We start from the raw sequence: 15,168 nt of genomic DNA on the forward strand, positions 1-15,168 counted from the left end.
ATATAATGGGTGTTTTAAATAAAATTTGTACGGAATCACAAAATATGCAGAAGTGAGGCAATAAACATGAAATCTGTCACATTAGACAAATTGCACCGTCCCTTAAGGGATTTACGTATTTCTGTTACCGATCGCTGTAATTTTCGCTGTCGATATTGTATGCCGGAGGAAATATTTGGTCGTGATTATTCTTTTTTGTCTAATGATAAAATTTTGTCTTTTGATGAAATTGAAAGGGTGACACGTATTTTCGTTTCTTTAGGTGTAAGAAAGTTGCGTATTACTGGGGGAGAGCCTTTACTTCGGAAAAACCTTCCTGAACTAATCGAGCGACTTAACAAAATTGATGGAGTAGAGGATATCGGTTTAACTACAAATGGATCACTACTTAAGAAGTTTGCTCCTGATTTATATAAGGCGGGTTTATCACGTGTGACAGTTAGTTTGGATTCTTTGGACGAAGAGCGTTTCTCTTATTTAAATGGGAATAGAAGTAAAGTAAGAACGGTTCTTGGAGGAATACAGGCTGCAGCGGAAGTCGGGATGAAAATTAAAATGAACATGGTTGTTCAAAAAGGAAAAAATGAACAGGACATCGTTCAGATGGCGCAATACTTTAAAGAGAATAAGCATATCCTTCGGTTTATTGAATATATGGATGTGGGTAATTTTAACGGCTGGGAATTAGACGAGGTAGTTTCTAAACAAGAGATATTAGAGATGATTAATAAAGTGATGCCGCTTGAACGAATTGAAGCGAACTATCCTGGTGAAGTTGCCACTCGCTATCGTTATATCGGTAGCGATGAGGAAATAGGAATTATTTCATCTGTAACAGATTCTTTTTGTTCATCATGTACAAGAGCTCGAATTTCTGCAGAAGGAAAATTATATACTTGTTTGTTTGCTTCTAAAGGAAATGATCTTAGAGAATTACTTCGTTCTGGGTATACCAATGAGGAGATTACCGATGTTATTCGTGACATTTGGAATAATCGTTCAGATCGCTATTCAGATGAACGGTTAAGTAATACAAATAAAAAAACACTTCCAAAAATTGAAATGTCGCATATCGGTGGTTGAGAAATAAATGATATATTAGGATGACATTCAAAACACTATGAAAGAAGGCTTTTAGTAGCTTCTTTTTGATATAGTAAATAGCGCGAAGTGGAAAGTGTGCAAGTTTTGCAGATTTTCTATTTTATAGTAAAAATGATGATTGATATCTCTGTAAGAGAAGTGCAGGGAGATTAAGCAGCATTCAAAAATCCTTACTATGTTAAGGTTTTTTTGAAGCTGCTTTTTTATTTGAAAAAATGGAGGAATTGGTTATGGCATTTCATAAACCGGAAAAAATCGCTGAGCTTGTCATTGAGTCCGGTGTTCAAAAAGTAAGGCAATCACTATCCGCTATGCTTATTCTCGGCTTTTTAGGAGGAGCATTCATTTCGTTAGGATTTTTGCTTAATATTCACGTTCTAGGTAATGTACCGGAGCAATGGGGAAGTTTAGTGGATTTTTTGGGAGGAGCAGTTTTTCCTATAGGGCTTATGCTCGTTGTCTTGGCAGGAGGAGAATTAATTACGGGAAACATGATGTCACTGTCCATGGCATTGTATGCACGGAAAATTTCATTGAAAAATGTGTTAAATAATTGGGTTTGGATAACTTTAACTAACTTTGCGGGTGCACTTTTCGTCGCTTATTGTTTCGGTCATCTTGGCGGGTTGACGGAAGGGACATATTTAAATAAAACGGTAGCGATAGCTCAAGATAAGTTACATGAATCGTTTGGGAGAACTTTAATTTCAGCAATTGGTTGTAACTGGCTTGTTTGCCTTGCGATTTGGTTAGCTTATGGAACAAACGATTTGATTGGGAAGATTGTTGGGATTTGGATTCCTATTATGGCATTTGTGGTAATTGGATTTCAGCAAGTAGTAGCAAATATGTTTGTCATCTCAGCAGTTATTTTTGCGGGTCAACTTACGTGGACGGATCTTGCTAAGAATTTTGTTCCTGTTTTTATCGGAAATGTAATTGGTGGAGCTGGATTTGTTGGATTTGCTTACTTTTCTTGTTATCAGAAACAAAGTCATATAGAGAAAGAGTTAAAAAAAAATAACCTCATATGAAGCAGGTTTTTTAATATAAGAATTATCTAAAAGAAAGGAAGGCTATCTAATGATAGAGCGGTATTCACGTCAACAGTTGTTCACTCCTATTGGGGGTAAAGGACAAGAGAAGATTAGAAATAAGCATGTGTTGATAGTGGGGGCAGGTGCATTAGGAAGTGCAAGTGCAGAGGGGTTTGTACGTGCAGGTATCGGAAAATTAACGATTATTGATCGTGATTACGTAGAATGGAGTAATTTACAAAGGCAACAGCTTTACGCCGAACAAGATGCGGTAGAAAAATTACCAAAAGCAATTGCAGCACAGAATCGTTTAAAACAAATCAATTCAGAAGTACAGATTCATGCTCTCGTGATGGATGCCAGAGTAGAAAATATGGAAGCTTTATTAGATGATGTCGATGTCATCATTGATGCAACAGATAATTTTGATATTCGATTTGTGATAAATGATCTATCACAAAAATATGATATTCCTTGGATTTATGGTTCTTGTGTCGGAGGATATGGCATGAGCTATACCATTATTCCAAGGAAAACACCGTGTTTAAATTGTGTACTGAAAAGTGTTCCCGTTACAGGAGCGACGTGTGACACAGTTGGAATCATTAGTCCAGCTGTCCAAATAGTCGCAGCATATCAAGTGGTAGAAGCATTCAAAATTTTAGTGGGAGATTTTCCAGCAATTAGAAACAGTTTTTTAATGTTTGATATATGGAGTAATCAACACCATTCTATCAAACTAGAAAAAATTAAAACGGACAATTGTCCTTCGTGCGGAACGCATAGAACTTATCCTTATTTATCTTATGAAAACCAAACAAAGACAGTTGTTTTATGCGGGAGAAATACGGTTCAAATTAGACCGCCACATAATAGTCGTTACAATTTTGACCATTTAGAAAAACAACTAAAAAAACATGGGAAAGTAGATCGAAACCCGTATTTGCTATCTTGCCAACTAGATAATTATCGTATGGTCATTTTTCAGGATGGTCGTGTATTTATCCACGGGACAAATGAAATTCAAAAAGCGAAAAAAATATACTATCGTTTATTAGGGTAACAGAAGGGATGAGAAAAATTATGGAAAAACGAATACCGATTGCAGTTGGAGAGGCCGTCCATAAAGTAATGGAATTTGCCAATCATGGTTTAAAAGAACTGGTACCACTTGAATTAGCTTACGGACGTATACTAGCAGAGGATTTAGTAGCTGATCATGATGTTCCCTCCGTCAATCGCTCACCATATGATGGATTTGCTATTAGGGCAGAAGATACTGCCTGGGCAAGTTATGAGAATCCAACTATATTCGAAGTAACTGGCGAAATTGGGGCAGGTTCCGTATTTTCTCAAGAGGTAGGGCCATTTCAAGCGGTTCGAATCATGACGGGGGCACAAATTCCGAAAGGATGTAACGCAGTTGTAATGCTAGAACTGACCCGCCAATATGAGGATGTCGGTAAAACCTATATGGAAGTGAAACGCTCATTCAAAAAAGGAGAAAATATTTCCTTTCAAGGTGAAGATACACGTAAAGGGACGATTCTTGCGAAGAGAGGATGTTACATTAATCCGGGTATTTCAGCTCTCCTTGCTACATTTGGTTACAGCGAAGTGCCAGTTGCCAAAAAGCCTGTAATTGGACTGTTAGCGACTGGGAGTGAGCTTCTTGATGTAAATGAATCACTACAACCTGGAAAAATTCGAAACAGTAATACGTACATGATATTGTCCCAAATTCGAAGAGCGGGGGGAAGAGTGAAGTGTTTTGGTAAGTTTAGTGACGATTTTAATACGTGTCACGCAGCCGTAAAAGAAGCGTTAAGCCAGGTAGATATGTTAATCACAACTGGTGGTGTTTCGGTAGGGGATTATGATTATTTGCCAGCTATCTACGAAAAATTAGGGGCGTCGGTTCTTTTTAACAAAGTTACAATGCGGCCGGGCAGCGTCACGACTGTAGCACAATTAAATGAAAAACTATTATTTGGATTATCAGGTAATCCGTCAGCTTGTTATGTAGGCTTTGAATTATTCGTAAGGCCTAGTATTCGTACCTATATGTTTAGTGAAAAACCACATTTAAAAAGAGAAAAAGCATTACTAGGAGAAGATTTTCTAAAACCTAATCCATTTACAAGATTTGTACGAGCAAAGCTCAAATATAACGAAGGACAACTAATCGCCTATCCATCAGGATTGGATAAGTCCAGTGCGGTTTCTTCATTAGCAGAATCAAACGCTTTTATCGTACTCCCAGGCGGTACAAGAGGATATAAAAAAGGAATGTTCGTAGATGTTCTCCTATTAGAAGATAATCAAGGAAGTGAATGGCCTTGGAGCAATATTATTCCATCCTATAAATAATAGAGTTTTAAAAAAACGGGAAGATAATGCTGATGGGAAAATAAATTACAAGAGCTGTGAAAAAAGAAACAATATTAGCTATTCAAGTTAGCAGAGGTTAAAAAATGAATTCATTTTTTATTAAGATAGCGAGGAAATTTGATGGGACAAGTATTATTTGAAATTGTAGATACTCCTATTTTAGTCGAAGAAGTAACGAATAAGGTAGCAAGAAGAGAAGCAGGTGCGATTACAACTTTTATTGGAACAGTAAGAGAATTAACAAAAGGAAAACGAACGTTACATTTAGAGTATGAAGCATATAAACCGATGGCAGTAAAAAAGCTTACTCAAATTGGTGAAGAAATTAAGAAAAAGTGGCCGGACGCAAAAATAGCAATTACACACCGGGTGGGACGACTAGGAATAATGGATATTGCAGTTGTAATTGCAGTTTCGTCGCCACATCGTAAAGCGGCCTACGAAGCGAATGAATACGCAATTGAACGCATTAAACAAATCGTCCCAATTTGGAAAAAAGAATTTTGGGAAGATGGAACAATGTGGATTGGAGATCAGCTTGAAAATACTCCGTACCCAGAAGGGAAACCCAAGAAGGAAGAGTGAGAAGATGATTACAATTTTATTGTTCGCAAATTTGCGAGAGGAAGTCGGCTCAGACCAATTAGTAATAATAGAAAAAAAAGAGGTCAGAGTTCATCAATTAAAAAAATGGCTCAAGGATAGCTATCGTTTACAATCTTTGAATCAAGTCATGACGGCTATCAACGAAGAATTTGCAATTGACGAAGATATTGTAAAAGACGGAGATACAGTTGCGTTTATCCCGCCTGTAAGTGGAGGATAATATTGTTTGGTTTTTGTTTTAAATATAGCATCTTTCAAAGTCATTTACTTAAAATAGATGGAATGATAATAATGGATTGTTATCATTTTATCACTTTTATTTATGTTATAAATGGTTGGATTGGTATATTAGTAAGTATTGCTAGTAATCTATTCCACCATGAGTACACAAGCCTATCTCATTAGGTTCGAGTACTCGTGGTGTTTTTTTGTATACAAATTAAGAGGACAGAAAGGAATGAGATTTATGCTTACTCATGCGCAAATTATGAACGCTCTAAGCCATGTTCAAGATCCAGAGTTGCACAAAAGTATCGTGGAATTAAACATGGTAAGAAATATTCAAATTGATGGTACACAGATTCAACTTGAAGTTATTTTAACTATTCAAGGTTGTCCGCTAAAGGCAAAAATTCAACAAGATATTGAGGACTCTCTTCGAAACATTGGAGCCTCTAAGGTGTCTTTGACTTTAGGCTTCATGACACCGGAAGAACGAGCTGCATTAACAGAGACTTTAAAGAAAAATTCTAGAACGGAAACCGGCATGCCCAGTATGCTGCGACCAGATTCAGGTGTACGTTTTATTGCTGTGACAAGCGGAAAAGGTGGAGTCGGGAAATCAACTGTGACGATTAACCTTGCTACTGCTTTAGCCCGTATGGGGAAAAAGGTTGGGATTTTAGATGCAGATATATATGGATTTAGTATCCCTGCTATGATGGAAGCTAATCAAAAGCCAACAATGATAGATCAGACAGCGATTCCGGTCGTTAGTCACGACGTTAAAATCATGTCAATGGGATTTTTTACAGAGGGTAATAATCCAGTTATGTGGCGAGGACCAATGCTCAACAAATGGATTCAAAATTTCCTTGCCAACACTCACTGGGGAGAATTAGATTATCTTTTTCTTGATTTGCCTCCTGGTACAGGAGATGTTGCGATTGATGTGGCTGCAATGATTCCTCACGCGAAGAAAATTATAGTTACTACTCCTCATAATGTAGCTTCGTTTGTTGCTTCCAGAGTAGGGGTAATGGCAAAGCATACAAAACACGATATTTTAGGTATCGTTGAGAATATGGCATATTATGAGGAACAAGATGGTTCAAGGAATTATCTCTTTGGGAAAGGTGGCGGCGAAATGTTAGCAGAACAACTGCAAACAGAAGTGATAGCACAAATACCTTTTGCAAAGCCTGAAGAAAATAAAGGTTCGTCCGTATATGACAAAGATTCGCTTGTTGGAGAGATGTTTACATCTTTAGCTCAAGATCTTATCTACAAAGGGTAATTTATCCCGCATTAACGGGCAGTAAGACCCCCGCTGATGGAAGTTTCAATTTATCAGAAAACTAGAAGATCGGCATAAAAATAGTAGGAAATTTCTTTATGCCAATCTTCTAGTTAGCTAAAATAACTCTTCGTCTCTTATGAAGATAAAACGAAAACAGAAATATGCGGAATCGTACCCTTTTTCTTTTACGAAATGTAGGGATATGTCTACAGTATAAAGAATTTTAGTTTTGTATACATAAAAAGGGGGAGCTATATTGAAAGAGTATGATTGGAATAATAAGTTAGAGTATTTGAGAAATACAAGGGATTTATACTACAACGACGATTATCTATGTTTTTTAGTAAATTCCGTTTGGAAGATTTCTAAACCAGTGCATATTATTGATTATGGTTGTGGATACGGTTATTTAGGGCTAAAACTGCTACCTTTGTTACCAATTGGATCAAAATATACAGGAATTGATAAAGGGGAGCATTTAATTAATGAAGCAAAGAAATTATTTCAAGAGCTTCCGTATGAATCAGGATTTATTGAGGCAGATGCTAGTGAAATTAAATTAGAGAGTAAGTATGATGTAGCAGTTTGCCATGCTTTTTTACTACATATGAATGATCCAAAAACAATGTTGCAAAAAATGATAGATTTGGTCGTTGATGGAGGTAATATCATATGTTTCGAGCCACACTGGATTTCTAATATGTCTTCGTACAATCTTAATCAACTTGATCAATCCGAAATGATTCAGATTGGTGTTCTTCAAAAGTTATTTGAAAATGATGAAAAACGGAATGGAAAAGATGGGAACATTGGGATTAAATTACCCGTATATCTGAGTGATTTAGGCGTGGAAAATATTGAGTGCCGGGTTAGTGATAAAGTTAATTTTCTTAACGCTAATGTGAATCAAGCAGATAAAAAGCAATTGTATCATTCTTTAAGGGAAGAAGGCGTAGGCAATATTCCTGCTGAAAAGGAAGAGTTCATTAAACGTTTAATAAATCGAGGACTGACGTTTAATGAAGCGATGACACAGTACGAAGCAGAACTACGATTTTCTAAAAAGTTCAATATGGATTCTTCTTTAGTCTATGCTCCAAGTATGAAAATTACTTTTGGTGTAGTAAAAAAGAGGTAGTGTAGGTTTTGAGGTTAAAAATAAAGAACCTCTTTCATATATTAATGTGATAAAGCTTCTAAACATATATGTCTTATATGTTAGAAGCTTTATTTTTTCAGGCTATATTTATTTTTGTTCCTCGTATAAGAATCAATGTTGTTTTTTTATTTTCCATAAAAACAAGCAAAGGTAGCATAAGAGTAGAAAACTGAAGATGTAGAACGCATTTGTTAATCCAAATAAATCTGATAAGCTTCCGCTTAACATAGGTCCGAAAAACATACCGATTGAGTAGGCTGTATTATAAATAGCAAAAAGTATTCCATATGCTTGAACTCCATTTTTGTCTGCGAGATAAGTAAGTTCTGGTAAAGCAGGCGCAAGTAAAAGGCTAAAACTAATTCCAAGGATAGCAAGTACAAATATTTCAAGGGCGGTATGAGAAACAATCGTTGTAAATGGGAAACATAAAGCAGCTAAAGCTATACCTATTGCTATAGTTTGTTTTCTGCCAATTTTAGTAGAAAGTGTGCCTATGATTGGAGCTGTAAAACCATATGCGAGAGTTGGGACAGCGAATAATAGTCCAATTGTGCCAGGGCTAAGATGTAAAATCTCTTGTAAGTAGAGAGGAAGAGTTGGCTCTAAAGCACTAGGTAAGGTTGATCCTAGAATAATAATGCCAATGATAATAAATAGAGAGCGCATCTTAAAGATAGATCGGTAAGAAATTTGTTTATCTGAATTGTATTTCGATTCATCACGAAGCAATGTAACTCGCAATATACCATCCATGAAAGCAAGAATTGCAGCTACAATAAAAGGAAGATGATAACCACCCCATTGATAAAGTAGACCACCCATTGTTGGGCCAAGGAGCATTCCAGCTGCTTGGCCAGCCAAAGCTAGACCCATGGCTTTTCCACGTTCCTGGAGAGGGAATACATCTGCTAGAAGTGCTAACCCAGCTGTCCAAGTTGCAGCTGCAGATATACCTTGTAGCATGCGGGCAAGGACGAGTAACCAAAAACTATTAGCGAGTCCGAACAATATGGTCGCTGCTGCGAGTCCAAATAATCCTAGAATCATAGGGAGACGCCTTCCAAATTTATCAGAAATTGCCCCTAAAATAGGAGTAGCAAGAAGTAGAGTAATAGCATAACTACCAAATAAAAAGCCAATCTCTGTTTGAGAAGCGCCTAACGTTTCTGCGTACCGCGGCAAGATTGGAACAATCATTCCATAGATTAGCATATCCGTAAAAACAGCTATTGCTACAACCCATAAAGAAGCTTTTTGTACGCGAGACATTTTTAGTCTAGCTTCCATCATTTTTCCTCCATTTTCTTTTTATCTTTTAAGCGAGATAACATTTTTTCCATTTTTCCAATGAAACGTAGTTGCATTTCACATTGTTCATAAATATTTTCAAAAATAAGGCTTACATGCTCTGGAATGTCTATCATTTTTTCTTTAATAGATTGTCCAGCTTTCATATTTTCGTACATTTCTATAATTTTCTTTTTTTGATCTTGTAAGGCGGATGAAATACACTCAAGAGAAACAGTATTTGCATCAAAAAAAGTGAGTGCTGTATATAACTCTGTTGGGAAAGCGACTGAAGATTGTTGGAATGACTGAAGTATGAGTGTATGGAATTCATCTTTTCCAGCAGGTGTAACACTATAAATTGCTTTGGAACGATTTCCTGTTTTTTCAACAGCATCCAGCTCTACTAATCCTTCTTTATCCATTTTTTTTAAAGCATGATAAATCGAAGCGGGGAACACACCTGCCCAAGTATCAGTTTGTGCTGATTGCATAGCTTGCTGTAATTCATATCCAGACATAGGACCATATTGCATGAGTAAACCTAGTACCATTAATCGTGTCATATATATCCTCCATTCAAATAGAAAATGTAGAATACTAAATGTTTAGTATTTATTTAAAATATATGTGGAAATATTTGTTTTGTCAATAAAAGGATAGGAATTGTTTTATCCAGCTTTTTGGGGAGAGTACGCCCCGGTCTCAAATTTCAATGGAAGTAAAGAAGTTTAGATGAGTATAAACAGCTCATAAAATTTTGATTCATGAGAAATGGTTCATTGAATAAAGTAAACTTTATTTCACTAAATTAAACAAAATACATGCAAAAGTGTTTGTTTTTCTTCTTTTTAAACAATAATTTAAATCATATTGTGTATTCTTGAGAATTATATAAGATTTTTATTGAATACATGGTATAAACTATGTGAAATCTAAGAAAGTAGATAAGAATACTGCTTACCGATAGAATTAAAAATAATTACTTGAAGTGAATACATGTTAGAATTTAGGCGATTCGAGATGTGTTTGAAGGAAAAACGATTTGTAGATGGATTACAGGATGTAAATAGATGTTAAAATTCGAGAATTAGGACGAAAATGAAAATATGTTTTGAATTGATTGACAATTATCTGTTTCATGGAATAAAATAACTGTTAATAAAAGTATACAAATCTGAAGACGAGAACGAGTAAAATATTGTACTGTTCCACAGAGAGCCGGCGTCATGCTGAAAGTCGGCGCACAGACTGTATTTGAAAATCATCTCCGAGGAGCCGTGGCTGAACAGAGTAAGCTCGGACGGATGTCTACCGTTACAAAGAACGCGTATGTTAGTACGTTGCTAAGTGCTATTAGTCGAGATGCTAGTAGAATTAGGGTGGTAACGCGGGTAAACCCGTCCCTACTTGATAGGGACGGGTTTTTTGTGTGCTTTTAATACATTTCAAAGGAGTGATTGTAAATGGAAAAGGTAGATGTAAAAGAATCAGCTGTAGGGAGAGAAACACGAATTCGCAAGCAGTGGAATAAGCAGAATATCTTTGAACAATCCATTCGAAATCGTGAGGGCGCACAATCTTTTGTTTTTTATGAAGGACCGCCAACTGCCAATGGATTGCCACATGTTGGGCATGCGCTCGGGCGGACAATTAAAGATTTAGTAGCGAGATATAAAACAATGACAGGATATAAAGTGCTTCGAAAAGCAGGATGGGATACACATGGATTACCGGTGGAATTAGGCGTTGAAAAGCAGCTTGGCATTTCTGGGAAACATGAAATTGAAGAATACGGAATTGAACCATTTATTCAAAAATGCAAGGAAAGCGTATTTACGTATGAAAAGCAGTGGCGTGAATTTACGGAGAGCATTGGATATTGGGTCGATATGGATGACCCGTATGTAACTTTAGAGAATCCTTATATTGAGAGTGTATGGCATATTCTTGGAATGATTCATGAAAAAGGCCTTCTATATAAAGGACATCGAGTCTCACCGTACTGCCCAAGTTGTCAAACATCACTTAGTTCACATGAAGTAGCTCAAGGATATAAAACAGTAAAAGATTTAAGTGCAACGGTAAAGTTTAAAGTATTGAATAGTGAAAATGAATACTTTCTTGGATGGACAACAACGCCGTGGACGCTGCCTGCCAATGTAGCACTCGCTGTACATCCAGATATGGAGTATGTGAAAGCAGAGAAAGACGGGGCAGTTTATGTTGTTGCAAAAGAGCGCGCAGATTATGTATTAAAAGAAGATTATCAAGTATTATCGACTCATAAAGGAGAAGAATTGGTAGGTACTTCCTATACAGCACCGTTTCCTATGGACGAAGTTACAAATGGCTATCGTGTTATTTCAGCAGATTTTGTTACGGGAGATAGCGGTACGGGACTTGTTCACATCGCACCAGCTTATGGAGAAGATGATTATAAAGTTGTACAGAATCAAGGATTATCATTCCTTCATGTTGTAGATGAAAAAGGTGAATATACGGAAGCAGTTCCATTCTTACAAGGGAAATTTGTGAAAGAATGTGATGTTGATATTGTTCGTTATTTAGCGCAGGAAGGGCTGTTATACTCTAAAGAGAAATATGAACATAGTTATCCGCATTGCTGGCGCTGTGATTCACCACTGCTTTATTATGCTGGGGAAAGCTGGTTCATTCGGACAACTGCGATTAAGGAGACCTTCTTAAAGAATAATGATGCAGTCACATGGCATCCAGACCATATGAAATATGGGCGATTTGGAAAGTTTTTAGAGAATATGGTGGACTGGAATATTAGCCGGAAACGATACTGGGGAACACCGTTAAATGTATGGCAATGTGAAAGCTGTGATCATCAATTTGCACCGAAGAGCATTGATGAATTAAGAAAGAATAGCATAGGGGAGACAGCAGAGAATTTAGAGTTGCATAAACCATATGTAGATGAAGTGAAGGTGTGCTGTGAGAAATGTGGCAGTTTGATGACTCGGACTCCGGAAGTAATCGATGTTTGGTTTGATAGCGGTTCGATGCCATTTGCACAGTATCATTATCCGTTTGAAAATAAAGAACTTTTTGAGGAACAATTCCCGGCAGATGTAATTGCTGAAGGTGTTGACCAGACTCGTGGTTGGTTTTATAGCTTATTAGCGGTAGCGGCTTTATACACTGGGAAAGTACCATACAAACGTGTATTATCTCTTGGGCATGTGTTAGATGAACAGGGGCAGAAAATGTCTAAAAGTAAAGGGAATGCATTAGATCCAGTAGAATTAGTCGAGAAATTTGGTGCAGATGCATTAAGATGGGCTCTTCTCGTTGATAGTGCACCTTGGAATGCAAAACGCTTTTCTGAAAGAACTGTCCAAGAGGCGAAATCAAAACTTGTAGATACACTCGTGAATGTATATAGCTTCTATGTTTTATATGCAAATTTAGATGAATACAATCCAAAAGAGAAGTATGAGGTTAAGAGGACGAAACTTGATGAGTGGGTGCTATCACGACTTCATAGTACAACGAAAAAAGTAAGAAACGCATTAGATGAGTATCAATTTACAAATGCAGCTCGTGAAATTGCAGCTTTTGTAGATGAGGTGAGTAACTGGTATGTAAGACGTTCGCGCAATCGTTTTTGGGAGTCGGGCATGAATCCTGAAAAGGCAGCTGCGTACGAAACCCTTCATGAAGTACTGGCTACAATTAGTAAATTACTTGCTCCGTTTACTCCATTTGTAGCCGAAGATATTCATCTTAATTTAGAAGGGAGCAGTGTTCATTTAACGGATTATCCAGAAGCAGATGAAACATTTATTCATACAAAGTTAGAAGAAGAAATGGATGCTGTTTTACAAGTTGTTGAGCTCGGACGTAGCAACCGAAATCAGCATACGTTAAAAGTAAAGCAACCATTAGCAGAGCTTGTATTACTTGAGCATCATGAGCAGAAGGTAGACTGGGAATCCTATCGTGATATTATTATGGATGAACTGAATGTGAAAGAATTCCATGTAGAATTAGATGAAACAAAGTATACAACGTATCAACTTAAGTTGAATTTTAAAACAGCAGGTCCGAAATTTGGTAAGAATGTCAATACTGTCAATCAGTGGTTGAAACAATTATCGCAAAAAGAAGTACAAAACTTTGTTTCAATGGAAAAAGCGTTTTGTAAGCTTGGAGCAGGAGAAGAGATTGAAGTGACAACTGAAGATGTAGTAGTAGAACAAGTACCAAAAGCAGGATTTTCTAACACTACAAATGGACAATATACAGTCATGTTAGATACCAATGTGACAGATGAATTGTTACAAGAAGGGGTAGCACGGGAATTTATTCGAGCTGTTCAAGAGTATCGAAAACAGTTAAATTTACCAGTTAACTTACGAGTAGATGTAATTCTTGATACAGAAGATGAATTACAAAGCACATTAACGAAACATAAAGGATTGTTAGAAGAAAATTTGTTAGTAAAGAAATTTACATTTAAGGAACTAACACAAGAGAATGATGAAATTTCTTTAGGTGAGAAAAAGGTTCGTATTAAGTTGAGTCCAGCTAGCTAAATCTCCTAAAATAATATGTAAATGGAAAGTTTGATCACAAAACCCTGTATGAATCATGCAGGATTTTGTTTTTTGATTAGCTAGAAGAAAATAACCACTTGATTCCAGTATCATTTTATCCCGCATTAATGAGCAGTAATACTCCCACCTCAAAATTCGGGAAAAGCAAAGAAGTTAGGTGGGAGATAAACTGCCCGTAAAAGCCCGATTGGTGAGAGCTTTTAATCAGTGGGGATGAAGAAAACCCCCACTGATTAAAGTTTCACTTTATATGAGGCGAACTATAAAGACAGCCATCATAGGCTATGTATGTTATATTTTACGTTTCTAAATTTCGAATAATTTTTAAACGTTTTATTTATATATAGACAAGAAGGAATTATATGTATAAAATTTATGAAGAATTAGCCGAAACATGTCGAATAATTTAATGTTTAATGCGTGCACTATTTTGAGTCATATCGATTATTTTCTTCACTTTGTAAATTTAAATTTTTGCATGAAAAATAGAGGAGGGATTTTATGAGTAAAATAGTAAAGCGGTTTCAAAATATGAAAGTAGCTAAGAAGCTGTTGATTTCATTTTTTATTATTTTGATTGCTGCTATTTCGAGCATTGGTGGTATGTCTTATCAAACGGCTAAAAAGAATTTTGAATCGCAAATTATGAATAGTGCAAATGATAATATTAAAATACTAGATAATTTAATTAATCAAACAATTGGTGCGAAATTTAATGATGTTACACATTTGGCAAAAGTAATTGATAGTAGTCTCTATCAAGGAGAAAATCAAGGTGAACTTAAAAAAATATTTTCACAATATATTAATTTACATCCGGAAATTGAACAAGTATATATTGCAGGAAATGATAAGAAATTTGTTCAAGAGCCAGATATACAAATGCCAGCAGATTATGATCCAACAACACGTCCTTGGTATAAAGATGCAGTAAGTAAGCAAGGTGGTATTATTGTAACGGAGCCATATAAGGATGAAATAAATGGTCGCATTATAATAACGATTGCCAAACAAATGGACGATAAAAGTGGTGTTGTTGGGTTTGATTTAAACTTAGATGATTTGTTAAAAACAACAAAAATGATTAACATTGGAAAAAAAGGATATGCTTTTATTCTAGATCAAAATCAAAGAATAATTGCTCATCCACAAGAAAAATCGGGCGATAAAGCTGCGGATTCTTGGGCAAAACGAATGTATCAAGAAAACCATGGGGCCTTTACTTATTCATCTGGTGGTAGTGAGAAGGAAGTTGTGTTCGCTACAAACGTAAAAACAGGTTGGAAAATTGGTGGAACGATGTATGCTAGTGAAGTAGTTGAAGCAGCTCAACCTGTATTTTATAATATGTTAATCATCATGGTGATTTCATTAATTATAGGGGGAGCACTTATTTATTTCGTGACGCTTTCTATTACAAAACCTTTGAAAAAATTAGTTGTTACTTCGCGTAAAATTAGCGATGGGGACTTA

The 15,168-nt window shown here is 36.2% G+C and carries 12 protein-coding genes and 1 other annotated feature; of the genes, 10 read left to right on the plus strand and 2 right to left on the minus strand.

What is annotated here, in order from left to right:
* Positions 1-66: 66 nt before the first annotated feature.
* The 8 genes from moaA to COO03_RS01815 all read left to right on the plus strand — a co-directional run bounded on the left by moaA (position 67) and on the right by COO03_RS01815 (position 7,795).
* Positions 67-1,083, plus strand: coding sequence for a GTP 3',8-cyclase MoaA (gene moaA / locus COO03_RS01775; RefSeq protein WP_097894766.1), 1,017 nt, complete (start codon positions 67-69; stop codon positions 1,081-1,083).
* A gap of 251 nt (positions 1,084-1,334) precedes the next feature.
* Positions 1,335-2,138, plus strand: coding sequence for a formate/nitrite transporter family protein (locus COO03_RS01780; protein WP_097894767.1), 804 nt, complete (start codon positions 1,335-1,337; stop codon positions 2,136-2,138).
* A gap of 49 nt (positions 2,139-2,187) precedes the next feature.
* Positions 2,188-3,204, plus strand: a complete 1,017-nt coding sequence (locus COO03_RS01785) for a molybdopterin-synthase adenylyltransferase MoeB (RefSeq protein WP_097894768.1) — start codon at positions 2,188-2,190, stop codon at positions 3,202-3,204.
* 20 nt (positions 3,205-3,224) lie between these two features.
* Positions 3,225-4,511, plus strand: coding sequence for a molybdopterin molybdotransferase MoeA (locus COO03_RS01790; protein WP_097894769.1), 1,287 nt, complete (start codon positions 3,225-3,227; stop codon positions 4,509-4,511).
* A 141-nt stretch (positions 4,512-4,652) separates the two neighbouring features.
* Positions 4,653-5,117 carry a molybdenum cofactor biosynthesis protein MoaE gene (locus COO03_RS01795; RefSeq protein ID WP_097894770.1) on the plus strand — a complete coding sequence of 155 codons (465 nt, stop codon included), beginning with the start codon at positions 4,653-4,655 and terminating at the stop codon, positions 5,115-5,117.
* A 4-nt stretch (positions 5,118-5,121) separates the two neighbouring features.
* Positions 5,122-5,358, plus strand: a complete 237-nt coding sequence (moaD, locus tag COO03_RS01800; protein WP_097894771.1) for a molybdopterin converting factor subunit 1 — start codon at positions 5,122-5,124, stop codon at positions 5,356-5,358.
* A 246-nt stretch (positions 5,359-5,604) separates the two neighbouring features.
* Entirely contained in the window at positions 5,605-6,654 is a 1,050-nt protein-coding gene (locus tag COO03_RS01810) for an Mrp/NBP35 family ATP-binding protein (protein WP_097894778.1), read from the plus strand.
* Between the two features lie 259 nt (positions 6,655-6,913).
* The gene (locus COO03_RS01815) at positions 6,914-7,795 is read left to right on the plus strand and encodes a class I SAM-dependent methyltransferase (protein WP_097894773.1); all 882 of its coding nucleotides are present in this window, start codon (positions 6,914-6,916) and stop codon (positions 7,793-7,795) included.
* Between the two features lie 132 nt (positions 7,796-7,927).
* On the opposite strand, the gene COO03_RS01820 is transcribed toward COO03_RS01815, so the two are convergent.
* Together COO03_RS01820 and COO03_RS01825 are read right to left on the minus strand one after the other, a co-directional pair.
* On the minus strand, positions 7,928-9,106 hold the full coding sequence (locus COO03_RS01820) for an MFS transporter (RefSeq protein WP_097894774.1): 1,179 nt from the start codon (positions 9,104-9,106) through the stop codon (positions 7,928-7,930).
* Positions 9,106-9,672, minus strand: a complete 567-nt coding sequence (locus tag COO03_RS01825; protein ID WP_097894775.1) for a PadR family transcriptional regulator — start codon at positions 9,670-9,672, stop codon at positions 9,106-9,108. Before COO03_RS01825 ends, COO03_RS01820 begins: the two co-directional genes overlap by 1 nt.
* Before the next feature lie 605 nt (positions 9,673-10,277).
* Positions 10,278-10,517 (plus strand) — a binding site (T-box leader).
* 55 nt (positions 10,518-10,572) lie between these two features.
* Here COO03_RS01825 and ileS point away from each other — a divergent pair.
* Entirely contained in the window at positions 10,573-13,674 is a 3,102-nt protein-coding gene (gene ileS, locus COO03_RS01835) for an isoleucine--tRNA ligase (RefSeq protein WP_097894777.1), read from the plus strand.
* A gap of 522 nt (positions 13,675-14,196) precedes the next feature.
* Positions 14,197-15,168: HAMP domain-containing protein (locus tag COO03_RS01840; protein WP_141523106.1), on the plus strand; the 972-nt coding region annotated here is incomplete at its 3' end.

Source organism: Bacillus sp. AFS098217 (assembly GCF_002551815.1).
Taxonomy (GTDB): Bacteria; Bacillota; Bacilli; order Bacillales; family Bacillaceae_G; genus Bacillus_A.

Bases quoted from the DNA above. Each gene is read 5' to 3' on its own strand.
- COO03_RS01785 (WP_097894768.1), top strand. From the start codon at position 2,188: ATGATAGAGCGGTATTCACGTCAACAGTTGTTCACTCCTATTGGGGGT.
- moaD (WP_097894771.1), top strand. From the start codon at position 5,122: ATGATTACAATTTTATTGTTCGCAAATTTGCGAGAGGAAGTCGGCTCA.
- COO03_RS01810 (WP_097894778.1), top strand. From the start codon at position 5,605: ATGCTTACTCATGCGCAAATTATGAACGCTCTAAGCCATGTTCAAGAT.
- COO03_RS01825 (WP_097894775.1), bottom strand. From the start codon at position 9,672: ATGACACGATTAATGGTACTAGGTTTACTCATGCAATATGGTCCTATG.
- ileS (WP_097894777.1), top strand. From the start codon at position 10,573: ATGGAAAAGGTAGATGTAAAAGAATCAGCTGTAGGGAGAGAAACACGA.
- COO03_RS01795 (WP_097894770.1), top strand. From the start codon at position 4,653: ATGGGACAAGTATTATTTGAAATTGTAGATACTCCTATTTTAGTCGAA.
- COO03_RS01820 (WP_097894774.1), bottom strand. From the start codon at position 9,106: ATGGAAGCTAGACTAAAAATGTCTCGCGTACAAAAAGCTTCTTTATGG.
- COO03_RS01780 (WP_097894767.1), top strand. From the start codon at position 1,335: ATGGCATTTCATAAACCGGAAAAAATCGCTGAGCTTGTCATTGAGTCC.
- COO03_RS01790 (WP_097894769.1), top strand. From the start codon at position 3,225: ATGGAAAAACGAATACCGATTGCAGTTGGAGAGGCCGTCCATAAAGTA.
- moaA (WP_097894766.1), top strand. From the start codon at position 67: ATGAAATCTGTCACATTAGACAAATTGCACCGTCCCTTAAGGGATTTA.